Source organism: Bradyrhizobium sp. CCGUVB23, assembly GCF_024199885.1.
GTDB lineage: Bacteria > Pseudomonadota > Alphaproteobacteria > Rhizobiales > Xanthobacteraceae > Bradyrhizobium.
On sequence record NZ_JANADQ010000001.1, the window covers coordinates 8,827,705 to 8,845,900 of the forward strand.

The window sequence follows — 18,196 nt, forward strand, 5'->3', positions numbered from 1 at the left end:
CTTCGAATCGAGTTGCCCATTATGTAGGCAGCGCCTAACGGGTGCGGTGCGCAACCTCGAAGGAGGCAAGATAACCGGCCAGATCCTGGGGATCGAAAGCCGCTCCGTCGAAGGCGCCAAACGGCTCGCCGGCAACGTCCTTGCCGCCCCCGCTTTGCCCCACCGCGGCGTCATAGAGGTCGGGCCGGAACACACCCATGGCGGTCCGCAGCGCCGCCTCGCTGAGTGCGGTCTGCCCCCAGCGCACCATTTGCGCATAGAGCCAGGCAGCCTGGACAGGCTCCGGCCGCCCTGCCCCTTCGCGGCCGACCAGGAGATAGCGGCCGCTCTCACGCAGCGTGCCGTCGGGCGAGATCTTCAGGCGGCCACCCAGGGTGCGCTGAATCACTTCGGCATCGACGCCGATCCGCTCCGGCTGCGCCAGGATGCGCGCGGTCTCGTCGCGGTTGTCGGGATGCTCGATGAAAGCTGCGGCCTTCTCCGCGGCACGCACCAGCGCGGCCACGACGTCCGGATTCTTCTCCGCCCAGGCCTGGCGCATGGCCAACACCTTCTCCGCGGCACGGACCAGGATGTCGGAGACGAAATGCAGGATATGGCCGACGCCGAGATCGACCGCGACCGAATTCCAGGGCGCGCCGACGCAGAACGCATCAACATGGCCGTTGGCGAGGCTGTCGACCATGTAGGGTGGCGGCAGCACCACGAGGCGCACGTCCTCGTCGGGATCGACGCCGGCCGCCGCCATCCAGAGCCGGAGCTGGTAGTTGTGCGTCGAGAACGGGAAGGTCATGCCGAAGGTCAGCGGTTCAGCTCCCGCCTTGCGCCGTTTCGCCACCACGCGCGAGAGTGCTTTGGCGGTCGCCATCGGATCGAAGCGGTCGCCATCGATCTCCTCCATCAGTGCAGCGTGGAGCGGCGGCGAGACCGTGATGGCGTTGCCGTTGATGCCGAGGTTGAATGGTGCCGCGATCGGGACCTTGACGTGGCCGAGCCCGAGTGAAGACGCGATCGCGACGGGCGCGAGCAGATGCGCAGCATCGAACAGGCCGATATTGAGCTTGTCGCGGACGTTCGACCAGGAGACCTCGCGTACCAGCTCGACCTCGAGCCCTTCGGCCGCGGTAAACCCCTTGTCGACGGCAACGATCAGCGCGGCGGCATCGACCAGCGGGATGAACCCGATGCGGAGTGGTCCGGTCATTTCAGCATCTCCGACGCGGTGATGATCGACTGGGCAATCTCGCCGATCTTCTTCTTCTCGCGCATCGCGGTGGAGCGCATCAGCACGTAGGCCTCGTCTTCGGTCAGGCCCTTCACCCGCATCAAGATGCCCTTGGCACGCTCGATGATCTTGCGGTCCTCGAGCTGCGATTTGGTGCGCTCCAGCTCCTCCTGGAGTTTCGCGAAGGCGTTGAAGCGGGACACGCAGAGGTCGAGGATCGGCTTGATGCGCTCTTTCTTCAGCCCGTCGACGATGTAGGCGGATACCCCCGCCTCCACGGAGGCCTGGATCGAGGCCGAATCACTCTGGTCGACGAACATCGCGATCGGCCGGCGCACGGCGCGGCTCACCTGGAACATCTGTTCCAGGACGTCGCGGCTGGGGTTTTCCAGATCGATCAGGATGATATCAGGGTCGACGGCATAGATGCGCGCCAGGAGGCTCTGCATTTCGCTGATATGCACGACCTGGGTGAAGCCCGCCTCCCGCAACCCCTCCTCGAGGATCGCGGCCCGGATCGGGCTTTCGTCGACAATCACAATTTTAGGCGACTGTTCGGCGCTCATCGCTCAACTCACCCCCGGCGACGCATCCATAGCACGCCGGCGCCCCATGCAAAGGGTTGTAATTGTGGGCAATTGGGACTAGCTGCAAGCGGTCAATCAGGCAGATTTAGGTATGGATCAGACGGCTGCGCCCAAGGTCAGCTTCGTTTCGCTCGGATGTCCTAAGGCATTGGTGGATTCCGAGCGCATTATCACGCGGCTGCGCGCCGAGGGCTACGAGCTTGCCCGCAAGCATGACGGGGCGGATATCGTCATCGTTAACACCTGTGGCTTCCTCGACAGCGCCAAGCAGGAATCGCTCTCGGCGATCGGTGAGGCCATGGCCGAGAACGGCAAGGTGATCGTGACCGGCTGCATGGGTGCCGAGCCTGAGCAGATCGAGCAGGCCTATCCCGGCGTGCTCTCGATCACTGGCCCGCAACAATACGAGTCGGTGCTGGACGCCGTACACCGGGCGCTGCCGCCGGCGCACAATCCGCATCTCGACCTGGTGCCGCCGCAGGGCATCAAGCTGACGCCGCGCCACTACGCCTATTTGAAGATCTCCGAGGGCTGCAACAACCGCTGCACCTTCTGCATCATCCCGAAGCTGCGCGGCGATTTGGTGTCGCGCCCCGCCAACGATGTGCTGCGCGAGGCCGAGCGGCTGGTCAGCGCCGGCGTCAAGGAGCTGCTCGTCATCTCGCAGGACACCTCGGCCTATGGCGTCGACGTCAAATATGCCGAGAGCCCGTGGAAGGAACGCCAGGTCCGCGCCAGATTCCTCGATCTCGCGCGCGAGCTCGGCGAGCTAGGGGCCTGGGTCCGGCTGCAATATGTCTACCCCTACCCGCATGTCGACGAGGTCATCGCGCTGATGACCGAGGGCAAGGTGCTGCCCTATCTCGACATTCCCTTCCAGCACGCGAGCCCCGAAGTCCTCAAAGCGATGAAGCGACCGGCGGCGCAGGACAAGACGCTGGCGCGGATCAAGCGCTGGCGCGAGGAATGTCCCGATCTCGCTTTGCGCTCGACCTTCATCGTCGGCTTCCCCGGCGAGACCGATGCGGACTTCGCCTATCTGCTCGACTGGCTTGATGAAGCCGAGATCGATCGCGTCGGCTGCTTCAAATACGAGCCGGTCGCGGGCGCCACCTCCAACGCTCTGCCCGGCGCCGTGCCGGATGAGGTGAAGCAGGAGCGCTACAACGCGTTGATGGCGCGCCAGCAGAAGATCTCCGCGCGCAGGCTCAAGCGCAAGGTCGGCACCCGGCAGCAGGTCATTATCGACGAGGTCGGCCTGACCGTTGCCAAGGGCCGCTCCAAGTCGGATGCGCCGGAGATCGACGGCGCGGTGTATCTCTCGAGCCGCCGCCCGTTGCGGGTCGGCGAGATCGTCACCGCCAAGATCGAGCGCGCCGGTGCCTACGATCTGCACGGCAGCGTCGCCGGATTCTGATCTTCACCTGAGCGCGACGCGTTACGCGGCGCGCACGTCCTTCAGGAAACCGGCCACCTTGTCGCGCAACGCAACTGCATGCCGTGACAATTCACCGGCAGCGCCGAGCATGTCATTGGCAGCAGTGCCCGTGGCATCGATCGTGCGCGTGACGGCATTGATGTTTGCGGCGACCCCGCTGGTGCCTGCCGCCGCCTGGCTCACGGACCGCGCGATCTCCTGCGTTGCCTGACCCTGCTGCTCGACGGCGATAGCAATCGATTTGCCGATATCGCTGATCTGTCCGATCGTCCCGCCAATTCCCTGGATGGCTGCAACAGTATCGTCCGTTGCACGTTGCATGGCGCTGATATGGGCGCTGATCTCTTCGGTGGCTTTGGCAGTCTGGCTGGACAGGCTCTTGACCTCGGAAGCGACGACGGCGAAACCGCGACCGGCATCACCGGCTCGCGCCGCCTCGATCGTGGCGTTCAAGGCCAGAAGATTGGTCTGGCTTGCGATCGCATTGATCATCTCGGTGACCGCCCCGATCTTGGCTGCCGCCTCCGACAGGCTCTTCACGAGATCATTGGTACGTGCGGAGGCCTCCACCGCTTCGGCAGCAATGCTCGACGAGGTCGTGACCTGACGGTTGATCTCGGCAACCGAGCTCGACAGTTCTTCGGTCGCACCGGCCACCGACTGAACATTGGTCGACGCCTCGGCCGATGCGGCCGCGACGGTCGAAACGCGTTGCGCAGCGCTCTCGGCAGTCGAGCTCAACGAGCCCGCAGTCACCTCTACGTCCTTGGCAGCCGACGACACGGCATTGGCAATGGAGCCGATGGTTTCCTCGAATTCGCCGGCAAGTTTGGCGATGGCGCGCTTCTTCTCTTCCCGCGCTGCAATCAGCTCCGATAAGTCACGCCGATAGCTGATGACGACGGGCTGGCCATCGATCTCCGCGGGAACGAGTGTGACCTGCACCGGAACCATCTGCCCATCCGCTCGGCGCGTGAGCCATTCGAAGCGGGCGTGGCCGTCCTTCATCGCCCGCGCGAGCGTCTCCTTGACGCACTCCGACGAGCGGCGGCCATCCGCCTGGAATTCGGGAGCCATATCGGCCGGCGACCGGGACAACAGATCGGCCTTGCTGCGATAGCCGCCAAATCTGACCGCGGCCTCGTTGCAGGCGATGATCTTGGGTCCCGCCAGGACCATGATCGCATCAACCGAACGTTCGAAAACTGCTTGCCAGATCTGGCCGTCGCGATCCTGGCTCGTCTGCCGCCCGAAGAATCTCATCCGCTCCCCCCATTCGAAGCGGACAGTGAATAGCAAGAGAATATTAACCAAAGACTTAATGGTCGCGAGCCGTTCGGGCCGAGGTCAGTCGGCAGCAAGCCAGGTCGGCACCCAGCGCTCCGGCCGCGGCGCACGGGCGAGATCGGATTTCGCCTCGGACAGCTCCGCCGGGACGTCGTCGATCGTCGGGCGCTCGTCATAGTCGAAGCGCGGCATGACGCGGCCGTCGGCGTAGAGGCCAAAATCCATCGAATACCAAAGCCCGAGCTCCGGCTGCGCGCGGCGCATGTCGTCGCGCAACTCACGCAGCAACGGTTCGATCGCCTTCTCCTCCTTGAACGACTGCGGACCGGCACGCATGACGCGCGCCTGATATTGCGCGCCGACGATCGCGACTTCGAACCGTGTCTTGTCCCAGGGATTTTTTCCTTTCGGCAGATGCGCAGCGAGGCGCCAGCCGAGCTCGGCCATCATGGGATGGTTCGCCCAATAGGTCTCGCGCTCCCTGCTCCATCTGTCGACGAAGCCGCGAAAGTCAGGCAGCTCCGATAACGCCTCTTCCAGTGGCGTCAGCCCGACATCGGAAAATCGCCTTGCCAGCCACTGCGCAAGCTCGACGGTCTCGCATTCCACCTCTTCGTGAGGCGCCAGATCATGCCAGGTACGCTGGAACTCCTGGCGAGCGAGCTTGGCGATCAGCCGTGGCAGCGACGGCGCGAGAATGTCGTATTCGCCTTCCGATCCAAGTCCGACGATGGGCGGATCGGCTCTGTCCAGGCCCTCGCCATACCAGGCGCCGACGGCCGAGCCGTCCGGTAGCCGCATGAACAGAGCGAACTTGTCGCGCAAGGGGCTGCTGTCGAAGACCGGAGCGGTATCGGCGAACTGCCCGCGCAGATCGAAGCAGCCGACGCTGCCCCACGGGCGCCCCTCGAGCCAGCCTGCAAAATCCAGCAGCAGGGCTGGCACCTCGGTGCCGGGTGGAAAGGCCCGGCGGATGCTGTCGACATCGATGCAATAGGAGGGATCGGACAAGGGGGCGCGCCTGACGGAATGAAGATGTCTACTTGGTCGCGCAGGTCGCCGGCCCGGTTCGAACCAAACGGCGCCTGATTGGTACAAACACGCGGGCGTGAAAATGGTTCGGCGCGGACGCGATCGATGAAACCTGACTTTTGGGCTGATCTCAGGGCTTTTGCGGCCGTTCTCGCGCTGCTGGTGCCCTCGCTCGCCGCTACCACCTCGACGGAGGCGCAGACGCCCTCACCGTCCGAGCTGCGCGAACAGTGCTTCACAAAGGAAATGATCCGCTTCGACGAGCGCATCGAAGGCTGCACGGCCGTCCTGCAAGCCAATCCACCCCCGCAGGACACGTCAAAAGCCTATCTCAGCCGCGCCACCGCCTATCTCCTTTCGGGCGACAATGAACGTGCGATCGCGGATTTCAGCGAGGTGATCAAGCGCGACCCATCGGATGAAGTGGCCCTCCTCAACCGCGGCCACGCCTATCGGCGCAACGGCGATCCGGAACGAGCTATTGCCGATCTCAATCGCGCCGGCGAGCTCAAGGCGGACGACTTTGCCGTCTGGTTCTATCGCGGCGTTGCCTATGCCGACCTGGGCGACCACGACCATGCACTCGCCGACTACGATCGTGCGATCGGGCTCAAATCCGATGAAGCGTCGTTCTACAGCTTTCGCGGCAACTCCTATATGGCCAAGCGAGACTATGACCACGCGTTCGCTGACTACAATCAGGCCATCAAGCTCGATCCGGCGTCGGGAGACGCCTACTTCAGTCGCGCCAATGTCTATTTCGATCGGCGCGACTACGCCCGCGCGCTGGAGGACTACGATCGCGCGATCGACGTCGACCCGACCGTTCCCAACGGGTTCAGAGCGCGCTGCATGCTGCGTGCGATCGTCGGGCAATTGCAGGCGGCGCTTGCCGATTGCGACCAGGCGCTGCGGACGAGCCCGGATGATGCCTTCGCACTCGACAACCGAGCGTTCTGCCACCTGAAGCTCGGCGATCTCGATGCAGCCATCAGTGGCTTTGATGCCGCGCTGAAGATCAATCCGAACCTCGCGATTGCGTTCTACGGACGCAGCATCGCCAAGCGCAAGAAGGGCGACGTCGTCGGCGCCAACAGCGATGCGGCTTCCGGGAAATCGATCTGGTTCGGAGTCGCCGACGAGTTCGTGCGCTGGGGCATCAAGTAGTCCGCTACCGCAACTCGCGCTCCTGCGCGGCGAGCTGATCGACAAGTCGATCGCCGATGCCGATTGGGGCAATGACGACGCGGAGGAGTCGCCGCGATTCAGCTAGAGCCGGCGCAGCATTGGGCCGTCGTTGCTCGCGAACCGGCTTGACAAGCCCTGCCCTTCGGCTGTATGGCCGCGCCCCATGATCTCTTCTCGGACCCATCGCCGCGCAGCTTTCCGTCGTCGCACCCGTGACGATGATGGGTTGCGCCATGTCCGACGACGCCGCTGAACATTTGAAATCAGCAGAGTTTTCGTGAAGGCCGCACCCGCAAAGTGCGGCCTTCGCTTTTTCGCGCGTCTTTTTCCCGAAGATTGTCCCTGCCCAAGAGGAGTCTGACATGACCAACGCTACCCATCCGTATGATGCGCTGATGGACATCACCGCGCGGCCGAAGGCCGTGTTCGTCCGCGGCGCGGGCTCCTACCTCTGGGACGACAGCCGCAAGCGCTATCTCGATTTCGTGCAGGGATGGGCGGTCAACTGCCTCGGCCATTCGCCGCCGGCGGTCGCCCACGCGCTTGCGGCTCAGGCCAAGCGGCTGCTGACGCCGAGCCCGGCCTTCTACAACGAGCCGAGCCTCAAGCTTGCGCAGGCGCTCGTCGAGAACAGTTGCTTCGACCAGGTGTTCTTCGCCAATTCCGGCGCGGAGGCCAATGAGGGCGCCATCAAGCTCGCGCGCAAATATGGCAGCGTGCACAAGGGCGGCGCGTTCGAGATCATCACCTTCGCGGGCGGCTTCCACGGCCGCACGCTCGCCACCATGTCAGCGTCGGGCAAGAAGGCCTTTGAGCCACTGTTCGAGCCGAAAGTCTCAGGCTTCAAGAAGGCGACACTTAACGATATCGCCTCCGTCGAAGCGCTCATCACCGCGAACACGGTGGCCGTGATGGTCGAGCCGATCCAGGGCGAGGCCGGCGTGTGGCCGGCGACCGACAAGTTCCTGCAGGACCTGCGCGCGTTCACCAAGGCCCATGGCCTGTTGCTGATCTTCGACGAGATCCAGACCGGCATGGGCCGGACTGGAAAGCTCTTCCATTACGAGCATGCCGGGATTGCGCCGGACATCATGACGCTCGGCAAGGGCATCGGCGGCGGCGTGCCGCTCGCCGCGCTGCTCGCGACCGAGCACGCCTCATGCTTCGAGCATGGCGATCAGGGTGGCACGTTCAACGGCAACCCCGTGATGTGCGCAGCTGGGCTCGCCGTGCTCGACGAGATCGGCAAACCGGGATTTTTGAAGGCCGTCGCCGACACCGGCCTGTTGCTCGAGAGCGAGCTGCAGAAGGTCTCGGCGCGGCATGGCCTCGGCGAAGTGCGCGGCCGCGGCCTGCTCCTGGCGCTCGACCTGAAACTGCCGATCGCATCTGCGATCGTCGCGCAGGCATTCGAAGAGGGCGTCCTCCTCAATGCGCCGCAGGTCGACACACTGCGCTTCATGCCGGCGCTCAACGTAACGCGCGAGGAGATCGCCGAGATGATCGATTGCCTGGATGCGATTTTGACCAAGGCCGGCGCAGCGCGAAGGGTGGCGTGAGAGCCACAAACTTGTCATTCCGGGGCGATGCGAAGCATCGAACCCGGAATGACGACGCCCCTACGGCTTCAAGATCGACGCGCCCGTGGTGGCACGGCTCTCCAGATCGATATGCGCTTTCGCCGCATCCTTCAGCGCATAGGCGTGGTTGATCGGCACGTGCAGCTTGCCGCTGATCACGGCGGCGAACAGCGTGTCGGCGCCTTCCAGCAATTCCGAGCGCTTGCCGATATAGTCGTTGAGCTTGGGCCGTGTCGCAAACAGCGAGCCGTGATTGTTGAGCTCGGCGATCGCAAACGGCGGCACGGGGCCTGAGGCATTGCCGAAGGAGACGAACATGCCGCGCGGCTTCAGGCAGGACAGCGAGCCGGGGAAAGTCGCCTTGCCGACGCCGTCATAGACGACATCGCAGCCCTCGTTACGGCTGATCTGCTTCACGCGCGCGACGAAATCCTCCTCGTTGTAGAGGATGACGTGGTCGCAGCCATTGGCCTCGGCAAGCTCCGCCTTCTGACGCGAGCCGACGGTGCCGATGACATGCGCCCCGAGCGACCTCGCCCATTGGCAGGCGAGCAGGCCGATGCCGCCGGCAGCGGCATGGATCAGCACGCGATGATGCGGCTCGACCTTGAAGGTCTTGTGCAGGAGATACCAGACGGTGAGCCCCTTCAGCATCAGCACCGCGCCCTGCTCGTAGGTGATGTGGTCGGGCAGCTTGACCAGCTTCTCCCAGGGGATATTGCGCTCGCCGGTGTAGGCGCCGAGATTGTGGTAGTAGGCGACGCGGTCGCCGGGGTGGAAATTCGTCACGCCGGGCCCGACGGAGACCACCTCGCCCGCCGCCTCGTTGCCGGCGATGAAGGGAAGTCCCGGGGCCTTGTAGAGCCCGGTGCGGAAATAGACGTCGATGAAGTTCAACCCAACCGCGTGCTGGCGGATACGCACCTCGCCCGGTCCCGGCGCCGGCACGTCGACGCTCTCATAGACCAGGGCTTCGGGACCCCCGACCTGGTGCACGCGGACGGCTTTGGTCATCACCGACCTCCTCGTTCTTGTTGGTGCAAGCGAAAGCCATCACGCCTGCGTTGTCAACTCGACGCAAGAAGCGGACCGGACAAACCCGCCTATTTGCTGGCCTTCTTGCGATTGCGCTTGGCCAGCACGTTGAAGAATTCGACCGCCGCCGAGAACGCAATGGCGAAGTAGATGTAGCCGCGCGGAATGTGAAACTTGAATCCGTCCGCCACCAGCGCGACGCCGATCAGCACCAAAAATGCCAGCGCCAGCATCTTGGTGGTGGGATGCTCGGCAACGAACCGCGCAACCGGTCCGGACGAAATGTACATCACGAGGCAGGCGATCACGACGGCGGCGATCATGATCTCCAGGTCCTGCGCCATGCCGATGGCAGTAATGATGGAATCCAGCGAGAACACGATGTCGATGACGACGATCTGGGCGATCACCCAGAGGAAGGCGCGGCGGCCGGAATTGTCCTCGCCCTCCTCGTCATCCGCATCGACCTCGGCATGGATCTCGTGGGTCGCTTTCGCGATCAGGAACAGGCCGCCGCCGATCAGGATGAGGTCGCGCCAGGAGAAATCGTACCCTTTGAGCAAGAACACCGGTTGGGTCAGGCCGATCAGCCAGACCAGGACGCTGAGCAGAATAATGCGGAACACCAGGGCCAGCGCGAGCCCGATCTGGCGGGCGCGGTGCGCCTGCTTGTCGGGGATGCGCGAGACGATCACCGACAGGAAGATGACGTTGTCGATGCCGAGCACGATCTCGAGCGAAGTCAGGGTGAGAAGCGCGGCCCAGGCTTCCGGGCTGGTGATGAGATGCATCATGCGAAGGATCTTGCCATCCTGATCACGGCGTCGCTGCCGACAATCCAGAGCGCGATCGCGCACAGCGCGACCTTCGTGGCGGCACCGACCTGGAAATCCATCTCCAGCGCGTAGAGACCGAGCGCGGCCCAGATCACGATCAGCGACATGGTGAGCCAGCGCAGCCGCACCACGCGTACCGGATGCAGCACGTGGAAGGGAACGAAGGTCAGGACGACCAGCGCTGCCACCAGCAGCGTCAACCATAGCGGCGACCAGTGCAGCAGGAACAGATAGAATGCCGCGGCGTTCCACAGTGCCGGAAAGCCGCGGAAGTGATTGTCCTCGGCCTTCATGCGCAGGTCGGCGAAATACAGCGCGCTGGTGACGATGATGGCGACGCCGAGCAACGGCGCCGCGACCGGCAGCAACAGGCCGCTCGCCACAATCGCATAGGCCGGCACGAACACGTAGGTGACGAAATCGACCACGAGGTCGAGCACGTCGCCCGACCAGTTCGGCTGCACGTCCTTGACGTTCAGCCTGCGCGCGATGGGCCCGTCGATCGCGTCGATGATGAGGGCGACGCCGAGCCATTGAAACATCGCCGCCCAATGCTCGCGCACGGCCTCCAGCATCGCCAGCAGCGCTACAGCGCCGCCGAACGCCGTGAAGATATGCACGGAGAAGGCCGCGGCGCGGGCGGCCGGCGTGGGGTTGAGAGAATCCTGCGGGGTGTCCATGGCTGGCGCAGTGCTATCAGAATGAGAACGATTTGCACATAAGCCGCGGCGACATCCGGCCGCGCAATTCGCGACAAATTCGCGCGAAACAAGCGGCTTGAATTTGCCGCCGGGCATGTCAAATGTCCGGTCATGACAGATCTAGCAGCACCTTTTGACGTGGCCGTGATCGGCGGTGGACCGGCGGGCGTCGCCGCGGCCATCGCGCTGGCGGAGACCGGCGCACGCACGGCGCTGGTGGCGCGGCGCGCGCCCTATTCCGACAACCGCACCACGGCGCTGCTCGGCGGCTCCGTTGAATTCCTGGACGGGCTCGGGGTCTGGTCGCGCTGCAGCGACAAGGCCGCGCCGCTCGAGGCGATGCGGCTCGTCGACGATACCGGCCGCCTGATCCGCGCGCCGGAGGTGCGGTTCTCCTGCCATGAGATCGGGCTCGACGCGTTCGGCTACAACATCGACAACCGCTCGCTGATGCTGGCGCTGGAGGCGCGTGCCACCGAGCTGGCCAATCTCGTTCGCTTCGATGACGAGGCCGACAGCGTCCTCACCGAGGCCGAGGATGTCGCGATCCACACCGCCGCGGGGCAATATCTGACGGCGCACATCGTGGTCGGCGCCGACGGCCGGCATTCGCTGTGCCGCGAGGCCGCCGGCATCGACGTGACGCGGCGCGATCTCAGGCAGACCGCGCTGACCTTCAACGTCAGCCATTCCCGGCCGCATCGGGGCGTCTCGACCGAGTTCCATACCCCGCACGGCCCCTGCGTGTTCGTACCGCTGCCGGGTGATCGTTGCAGCATCGTCTGGGTCGCCTCGCCTGCGGAAGCCGAGCGGCTCAGGGCGCTGAGCGACGAAGAGCTCTCGGCGGCGATCGAGAAGCAATCGCATTTCATCTTTGGCCAGATGCGCGTGGAACCGGGCCGCAACCTGTTTCCGCTGGCGATCGAGCGGCCGAAATCCTTCGCCTGCGACCGCATCGCCCTCGTCGGCGAAGCCGCCCATGTGGTTCCCCCGATTGGCGCGCAGGGCCTCAATCTGGGCCTGCGGGATGCCGCCGATATCGCCAGGCTCGCTGGAGAGGGGATCGCGGCCGGCCGCGATCCCGGTGCGGATGAGGTGCTCAAGCGCTACGACTGGGCGCGCCGTCCGGACATCTTGAGCCGTACCTTCATGATCGATATGGCGAACCGTTCACTGCTGAACGATTTCCTGCCGCTGCAGCCGGTCCGCGCTGTCGGCATGCACCTGCTCGGCGCCATCGGCCCGTTGCGGCGCCTCGCGATGCGAGAGGGGCTCGCACCGACGTGGCGACGGTAACTTGGCGACGGTAATTTGGCGCCGGTAGTTTGGCGGCACCAGCCGTGGTTCACGGAAACGCCAGCCGTCCGGTCTGGATAAACCACATCACGCTGGTCAGCGTGACCACCGACGCAAACGTCCCGAGCAGCACCGCAACCGAGGCGGACTCGATCCAGGCGTCATTCTGGCGCGCGATGACGAACACGTTCAGCGCCGGCGGCAGCGAGGCCATCAGCACCGCAGTCGCGGCCCATGGCTGCGCGAACGGGCCGAACGCCAGCATCAGCGTGAATGATGCGAGAGGATGGATCAGCAGCTTAACCGCGATCACACCCGGCACCTCCCAGGGCACGCGATCGAAGGGCCGCAGCGCCACGGTGACGCCGAGCACGAACAGCGCGGTCGGCGCGGCGGCATTTTGCAGGAAGGTGATGGTGCGATCGAGCGCGACCGGCAGCTCGATATGGAGTGCCGCGACGGCCGCGCCAAAGCAGGCCGACATGATCAGCGGGTTGAGCAGGATCTGCTTCAGCACGACGCCGAAGGCGTGCAGGATCGAGGGATGATCGCGGTCGGAGAGCTCGATCAGGAGCGGTACGATCGTGAACAGGAAGATGCTGTCGCAGCAGAAGATGAGCGCGGTGGGCGCCGCAGCCTTCGGTCCGAGCACCGCGAGCGCAAGCCCCGGGCCCATATAGCCGATATTGCCGTAGCCGCCGGAGAGCCCCGCAAGCGTCGCCTCACGCAGCGATAAGCGGCCGAGAACCTTCCCGACCACCAGCGCGATGCTGAACGCTGCAACCGTCGACAGCGTGGTCGCAACCAGAAACGGCGGGTTGTTCAGCTCGGAGAACGGCGTCTTCGACATGATTGCAAAAAGCAGCGCCGGCAACGACACGTAGAGCAGGAAGAAGTTCATCCAGGCGAGGCCCGATTCCGGCAGGGACTTGGCCTTGCCACAGGCGAAACCGACGAAGATCAGACCGAAATAAGGTAGAGCTAGATTGAGGATATCGACCATTTATGAAGTGATTTCTAAGGTAATCGAGGCTATCCGCCCGCCCTCCGCGGGTTAATTCCAGGCAAGGGCACTAGCATCGGCCACAATCCTGGTCTATCGACGAAGCATGATTAAAGCCCGGACCGCCAAATTCCAGATCGGACAGGTCGTGCGCCACCGGATCTTCTCGTTCCGGGGCGTGATCTTCGACATCGATCCGGAATTCAACAACACCGAGGAATGGTGGCTGTCGATCCCCGAGGAGGTCCGGCCTCACAAGGATCAGCCGTTCTACCATCTGCTCGCGGAAAACGCGGAGTCCGAATACGTCGCCTACGTTTCCGAGCAGAACCTGTTGCCCGACGATTCCGGCGAGCCGATCCGGCATTCGCAGGTCGCCGAGATCTTCGTGAAGGACAAGTCGGGCGGTTATCGCCCGCGCAATCCGTCGCTCAACTGATCCCTTACGAATTCGGCCAACCAAGCCAATAAAAAAGGCGCTCGATCGAGCGCCTTTTTCGTGTTCTTGCGTCGGCCCGATTACTTCTGCGCCGAAGGTGCCGGCGTCGCCTGACCGCTCTGCTCGAGCTTCTTGCGTTGCTCGTCGGCCTTCTTCTGAAGCTCTTCCTGGAGCTTCTTCTGGTTCTCTTCGAACACCTTCGGATCGGTCGGCGGACCGTCATAGGCCTTGGCGAACTCGCCGGCCAGCGGCAGCGGGAGCGTCAGCGGCGCGCCATTGGCGTTGATCGCCTGAACCACCAGGTTCTGGCCCTTCTTCAGGTTGCTGATGAGGTCGGGCGTCGCTTCATAGTCAGACATGCAGCCGTTGGCGAAGCAGATCACGTACGGGCTCTGCAGCGGCGGATTGTTGTCGACGATGATGCGGGTGCCGTGCACGAGCTGCATGCCGAGCGGCAGCGTGACGCGAAGGATCTTCTTCGGCTCGCCTTCCGGCTCGATGATCACCGCGGCGATCACGGGCTGGCCGGACTCGATGCGGCCGTCCTTGCCGGTGAAGCAGACCTGCTTGGCGTTGGCGTCCTGGCCTTTCAGGCAGAACTTGGTCCAGGGCGCGTAGATCAGCTGGACCTGCTGCTGTTGCTGGTCGGCAGGCGGCGCGCCGGCCGGCGGAGCGCCGGCCGGCGGAGCGCCGGCGGCGGGTGCCTGGCCCTGGGCCTGCGGTGCCGGTGCGGCGGGCGCAGGCGCCTTGGGAGCTGCCTTCGGCGCTGCTTTCGGAGCAGCCTTCGGCGCCGCCGGAGCAGGCGTTGCGGTCTGAGCCTGGGCGGCGAACGGAACTGCCAGTGCCGAGGCCGTCAACAGGGCGAGAAGGCGCCCGCGCGGCCGGACCGACGCGGCCAAAATACGGAAATTCATTGCGGAAAACCCTTTCTGAACGGGAAGTGCCCGAACCGCTCCTAAGCACCGATACCGAGCCGCCTTGCGCGGCTGTCTCCCCATCAATAGAGGCGGAAACGTGACAAGTTCGGCGCTCCTGCGCGATTGCCCGCCTTCTTAACGTGGCGGACGAAAAGATCAATGCCGACAAGCATGTTTGAAGTGGGCAGAGAGGCTTAAGACGAAGGCCTATGCTAGGGTTTGGGCGTGACCGGTCCCCGAATCATGCTGCGCGCCGTTGTTCATGTCTGAGAGCGCGCGCTTAGCCGCCGCGGCCTGCGTGGCGCTTACTTTTGCGTTTGCGGGCTTGACGTCCGTTCCGGCAAAAGCGGCCGAAAGCTACGCCATTGCCATGCATGGCAAGCCGGCGCTACCGCCCGATTTCACGCATATGCCCTACGCCAACCCCGATGCGCCCAAGGGCGGCCGGCTGATCTGGTCGGCGCTTGGCACCTTCGACAGCCTCAATCCTTTCATCGTCCGGGGCATCGCGGTCCAGCAGGTCCGCAGCTACGTCGTCGAAAGCCTGCTGGCGCGCGGCAATGACGAGGCCTTCACGTTGTACGGCTTGCTCGCCAAGACGGTCGAAACCGACAACGACCGGACTTATGTGACATTCCACCTCGATCCGCGCGCGCGGTTCTCAGACGGAACACAGGTCGCGGCCGACGACGTGCTGTTCTCCTGGCAACTCCTGCGCGACCATGGCCGGCCCAACCACCGGCAATATTACGCCAAGGTCGCCAAGGCGGAGGCGCTGGATCCCCTCACCGTCCGCTTCGATCTTGCCGGGGCCAATGACCGGGAACTGCCGCTGATCCTCGGGCTGATGCCGATCCTGCCCAGGCACGCCGTGGATGTTGCGACCTTCGAGGAGACGACGATGTCCGGTCCAGTCGGCTCGGGCCCCTATCGCGTCACGGCCGTGAAGCCCGGCACCAGCGTGACGCTGACCCGCAACCCCGATTATTGGGGCCGCGACCTACCGGTCAATCGCGGCCTCTACAATTTCGACGAGATCAGGCTCGATTATTATCGCGAGGCTAATGGCCAGTTCGAAGCCTTCAAGCGCGGCCTCTATGACTTTCGCGTCGAGACCGAACCGCTGCGCTGGCACGACGCTTACGACTTTCCCGCCGTCAGAAGCGGCGAAGTGATCCGCGACACCATCAAGCCGGGTGTGCCGCAGCCCTCGGAATTCCTGGTGTTCAACACCCGCCGCCCGATGTTTGCAGATATCCGCGTGCGCCAGGCGCTGACGCTGCTGTTCGACTTCGAGCTGGTCAACCGCAGCTACTTCTTCGGGCTCTATTCGCGCGTGGCCGGCTACTTCGCGGGCTCGGATCTGTCGGCCTATGGCCGCCCCGCCGACGCGCGCGAACAGGAACTTCTGAAACCATTCGCGGCGCAGATCCGGCCAGACGTCATGGACGGCAGCTATCGCCTGCCGGTGACCGATGGCTCCGGGCGTGACCGCGCGACGCTGCGCGCGGCGCTGAAGCTGTTGTCGGAGGCGGGCTACGATCTCGACGGCACGGTGCTGCGTAACCGCGCAACGAAAGCCCCCTTCACCTTCGAGATCCTGGTGACGACGCGCGACCAGGAGCGCATTGCGCTCGCCTTTGCTCGTGACCTCAAGCGCGCCGGCATCGAGCCAACCGTGCGTGCGGTCGATCCGGTGCAGTTCGACCAGCGCCGGCTCGGCTACGAGTTCGACATGATCCAGAACCGCTGGGACCAGTCACTCTCGCCGGGCAACGAACAGTCGTTCTACTGGGGCAGCGCCGCCGCCGACAATCCTGGCACCCGCAACTACATGGGCGCGAAGGACCCGGCGGTCGACGCGATGATCGCAGCCCTGCTGGAGGCCCGTGATCACGCCGATTTCGTCACCGCCGTCCGGGCGCTCGACCGCGCCCTGATCGCCGGCTTCTACACGATCCCCCTGTTTAACGTATCGGAGCAATGGATCGCGCGCTGGAATCGGATAGAACGGCCATCGGCTACCGCGCTGTCCGGTTATCTGCCGGAGACCTGGTGGCAGAAGGCGGACGCCCCGAGCAAGCAACAAGGCCACTAGCAAGCGACGTGATGCCGTGAACCAGCCAGCCGTATCGCCGACGCTCGACACGCTGTTCCAACGGACGCTGGCCCGTCAGCCGCATGGGCCTGCGCTGTTCGATCCCCTCAACAAGATTCGCATCACCGGGCATCTGCCCAGGCGCTTGACCTATGCCGAAGCCGATCGGGCGATCGAGGCGCTGTCGGCCCATTTCGTCGAGTCCGGCCTGCCCGCCAACTCCGTCATCGCCGTGCAGCTGCCGAGCACCGTCGAGTTCGTGCTCACGGTGCTCGCGGCCCAGCGCGCCGGCCTCGTCGTCGCCGTGCTGCCGCTCTTGTGGCGGCACGCGGAGCTGACCGCGGCGCTGAACCGCACCGCGGCGCGTGCGATCGTCACCATGAGCAAGGTCGACGGCGTCATCTACGCCGATCTCGCCATGCATGCCGCGGCGGAAGCCTTCTCCATCCGTCATGTCTGCGGTTTCGGCACCGACCTGCCCGAAGGCATGGTCTCGCTCGACGACGTTCTTTCGCGCGCGCCCGGCACGACGCGCAGCGTCATCCAGGACGGCCGCAAGGCGGCGATGATCTCCTTCGACGTCACTGCGGAAGGCTTTCGTCCGGTGCCGCGACCGCATTTCAGCATCATCGCGGGCGGGCTCGCGATGTCGCTCGAAGCCGACATTCCGCAGGGCGCGACCATCATGTCGGCGTTCACGCCGATGTCGTTTGCCGGCCTCGCCTCCTCGCTTGCGATCTGGCTGCTGTCGGGCGGAACGCTGGCGCTGCATCATCCCTTCGACAGCGAGGTGCTGGAGCAGCAAGTCAACGAGCAGGGCTGCGAGGTGCTGATCGCACCCGCCCCGCTCGCCTTCCGGCTCGGCGAGGCCGATCTCGCGGCGCGAATGCCGAGTTTGCGCAACGTCGTCGGCCTGTGGCGCGCACCGGAGCAGGTCGCGGCTAGCGATGCCTGGATCGCGCCGCATGCGCCACTGACGGACGTCTATTTGTTCGGCGAGGCCGGCCTGTTCGGGGCCCGGCGCGGCGAGGACGGCATGCCCGTGGCGGTGATGCCGGGGCCGCATGGCGCGCCGCGGGAGCAGTCCGGCTCCTCGGTCGCCGGCGAGATCCTGCTGACGCCGAAGGGCACGCTTGGCCTGCGCGGGCCGATGGTGCCGATCGCGGCCTATGCCCCGCCGCAACCGGTGGGCGAGACGCTAATCGCGCAGCCGCCGCGCGACTATGTCGACACCGGCTACGCCGCGCGGCTCGATCGTCCGAGCGGCGCGATCTGCATCACAGCGCCCCCCTCCGGTATCATGGCCGTCGGCGGCTACCGGTTCCTGTCCAACGACTTGCAGGAATGGGCACGCCGGCTCGGCCAGGGCGCCCTGCTCACGGCACTGCCCGACCGGCTCTCCGGGCACCGTCTGGCCGGGCGCGCCCAGGACAATGCAAGGGCCCGCGAAGCACTCAGCGAACTCGGGCTTAACCCCCTGATGGTTGAGGCGTTTCGCGACCGCACCGGGCCCAGTTGAAGCGCCTTTCATCGC

General features: G+C 64.8%; 16 protein-coding genes. 7 read left to right on the plus strand and 9 right to left on the minus strand.

All coding sequences use genetic code 11. The annotated features are described in order from the left end of the window. Nucleotides 1-34 precede the first annotated feature (34 nt). Nucleotides 35-1,204, minus strand: coding sequence for a CmpA/NrtA family ABC transporter substrate-binding protein (locus tag NLN62_RS41335; RefSeq protein ID WP_254112456.1), 1,170 nt, complete (start codon nucleotides 1,202-1,204; stop codon nucleotides 35-37). Further along, the gene (locus tag NLN62_RS41340) at nucleotides 1,201-1,791 is read right to left on the minus strand and encodes an ANTAR domain-containing response regulator (protein ID WP_027523399.1); all 591 of its coding nucleotides are present in this window, start codon (nucleotides 1,789-1,791) and stop codon (nucleotides 1,201-1,203) included. The genes NLN62_RS41335 and NLN62_RS41340 overlap by 4 nt, the downstream gene beginning before the upstream one ends. 112 nt (nucleotides 1,792-1,903) lie before the next feature. Between NLN62_RS41340 and rimO the strand changes: the two genes are divergently transcribed. Beyond that, nucleotides 1,904-3,229 carry a 30S ribosomal protein S12 methylthiotransferase RimO gene (gene rimO, locus NLN62_RS41345; protein WP_027523400.1) on the plus strand — a complete coding sequence of 442 codons (1,326 nt, stop codon included), beginning with the start codon at nucleotides 1,904-1,906 and terminating at the stop codon, nucleotides 3,227-3,229. Nucleotides 3,230-3,250: 21 nt separating this feature from the next. Here rimO and NLN62_RS41350 read toward each other — a convergent pair whose 3' ends face one another. Next, the gene (locus NLN62_RS41350; protein WP_254112457.1) at nucleotides 3,251-4,513 is read right to left on the minus strand and encodes a methyl-accepting chemotaxis protein; all 1,263 of its coding nucleotides are present in this window, start codon (nucleotides 4,511-4,513) and stop codon (nucleotides 3,251-3,253) included. A gap of 84 nt (nucleotides 4,514-4,597) precedes the next feature. After that, entirely contained in the window at nucleotides 4,598-5,548 is a 951-nt protein-coding gene (locus tag NLN62_RS41355) for a hypothetical protein (protein WP_254112458.1), read from the minus strand. 126 nt (nucleotides 5,549-5,674) lie between these two features. On the opposite strand from NLN62_RS41355, the gene NLN62_RS41360 reads away from it, so the two are divergent. Next, complete coding sequence (locus NLN62_RS41360) at nucleotides 5,675-6,736, plus strand: lipopolysaccharide assembly protein LapB (protein ID WP_051389768.1); 1,062 nt, start codon at nucleotides 5,675-5,677, stop codon at nucleotides 6,734-6,736. Between the two features lie 383 nt (nucleotides 6,737-7,119). Then, nucleotides 7,120-8,316, plus strand: a complete 1,197-nt coding sequence (locus tag NLN62_RS41365; protein WP_254112459.1) for an acetylornithine transaminase — start codon at nucleotides 7,120-7,122, stop codon at nucleotides 8,314-8,316. A 60-nt stretch (nucleotides 8,317-8,376) separates the two neighbouring features. On the opposite strand, the gene NLN62_RS41370 is transcribed toward NLN62_RS41365, so the two are convergent. The 3 genes from NLN62_RS41370 to pcsA form a co-directional block, all read right to left on the minus strand. Beyond that, the gene (locus NLN62_RS41370; protein WP_027523406.1) at nucleotides 8,377-9,351 is read right to left on the minus strand and encodes a quinone oxidoreductase; all 975 of its coding nucleotides are present in this window, start codon (nucleotides 9,349-9,351) and stop codon (nucleotides 8,377-8,379) included. Between the two features lie 89 nt (nucleotides 9,352-9,440). Next, entirely contained in the window at nucleotides 9,441-10,166 is a 726-nt protein-coding gene (locus NLN62_RS41375) for a TerC family protein (RefSeq protein ID WP_254112460.1), read from the minus strand. After that, entirely contained in the window at nucleotides 10,163-10,888 is a 726-nt protein-coding gene (gene pcsA, locus NLN62_RS41380; RefSeq protein ID WP_371933081.1) for a phosphatidylcholine synthase, read from the minus strand. The genes NLN62_RS41375 and pcsA overlap by 4 nt, the downstream gene beginning before the upstream one ends. Before the next feature lie 132 nt (nucleotides 10,889-11,020). Here pcsA and NLN62_RS41385 point away from each other — a divergent pair, with 132 nt between their 5' ends. Further along, nucleotides 11,021-12,205 (plus strand): UbiH/UbiF family hydroxylase, encoded by a 1,185-nt coding sequence (locus NLN62_RS41385; protein ID WP_254112461.1) that lies wholly within the window; start codon nucleotides 11,021-11,023, stop codon nucleotides 12,203-12,205. Nucleotides 12,206-12,254: 49 nt separating this feature from the next. On the opposite strand, the gene NLN62_RS41390 is transcribed toward NLN62_RS41385, so the two are convergent. After that, on the minus strand, nucleotides 12,255-13,208 hold the full coding sequence (locus tag NLN62_RS41390) for an AEC family transporter (protein WP_027523410.1): 954 nt from the start codon (nucleotides 13,206-13,208) through the stop codon (nucleotides 12,255-12,257). 106 nt (nucleotides 13,209-13,314) lie between these two features. Between NLN62_RS41390 and hspQ the strand changes: the two genes are divergently transcribed. Continuing rightward, the gene (gene hspQ, locus NLN62_RS41395; protein ID WP_027523411.1) at nucleotides 13,315-13,647 is read left to right on the plus strand and encodes a heat shock protein HspQ; all 333 of its coding nucleotides are present in this window, start codon (nucleotides 13,315-13,317) and stop codon (nucleotides 13,645-13,647) included. Between the two features lie 80 nt (nucleotides 13,648-13,727). Here the strand turns inward: hspQ and NLN62_RS41400 are convergent, their stop codons facing one another. Further along, on the minus strand, nucleotides 13,728-14,561 hold the full coding sequence (locus tag NLN62_RS41400) for an invasion associated locus B family protein (RefSeq protein WP_254112462.1): 834 nt from the start codon (nucleotides 14,559-14,561) through the stop codon (nucleotides 13,728-13,730). A gap of 265 nt (nucleotides 14,562-14,826) precedes the next feature. Here NLN62_RS41400 and NLN62_RS41405 point away from each other — a divergent pair, with 265 nt between their 5' ends. Together NLN62_RS41405 and NLN62_RS41410 are read left to right on the plus strand one after the other, a co-directional pair. Next, entirely contained in the window at nucleotides 14,827-16,662 is a 1,836-nt protein-coding gene (locus tag NLN62_RS41405) for an extracellular solute-binding protein (protein ID WP_035662575.1), read from the plus strand. Nucleotides 16,663-16,678: 16 nt separating this feature from the next. Then, nucleotides 16,679-18,181 carry a class I adenylate-forming enzyme family protein gene (locus tag NLN62_RS41410; RefSeq protein WP_254112464.1) on the plus strand — a complete coding sequence of 501 codons (1,503 nt, stop codon included), beginning with the start codon at nucleotides 16,679-16,681 and terminating at the stop codon, nucleotides 18,179-18,181. Nucleotides 18,182-18,196: the final 15 nt, after the last annotated feature.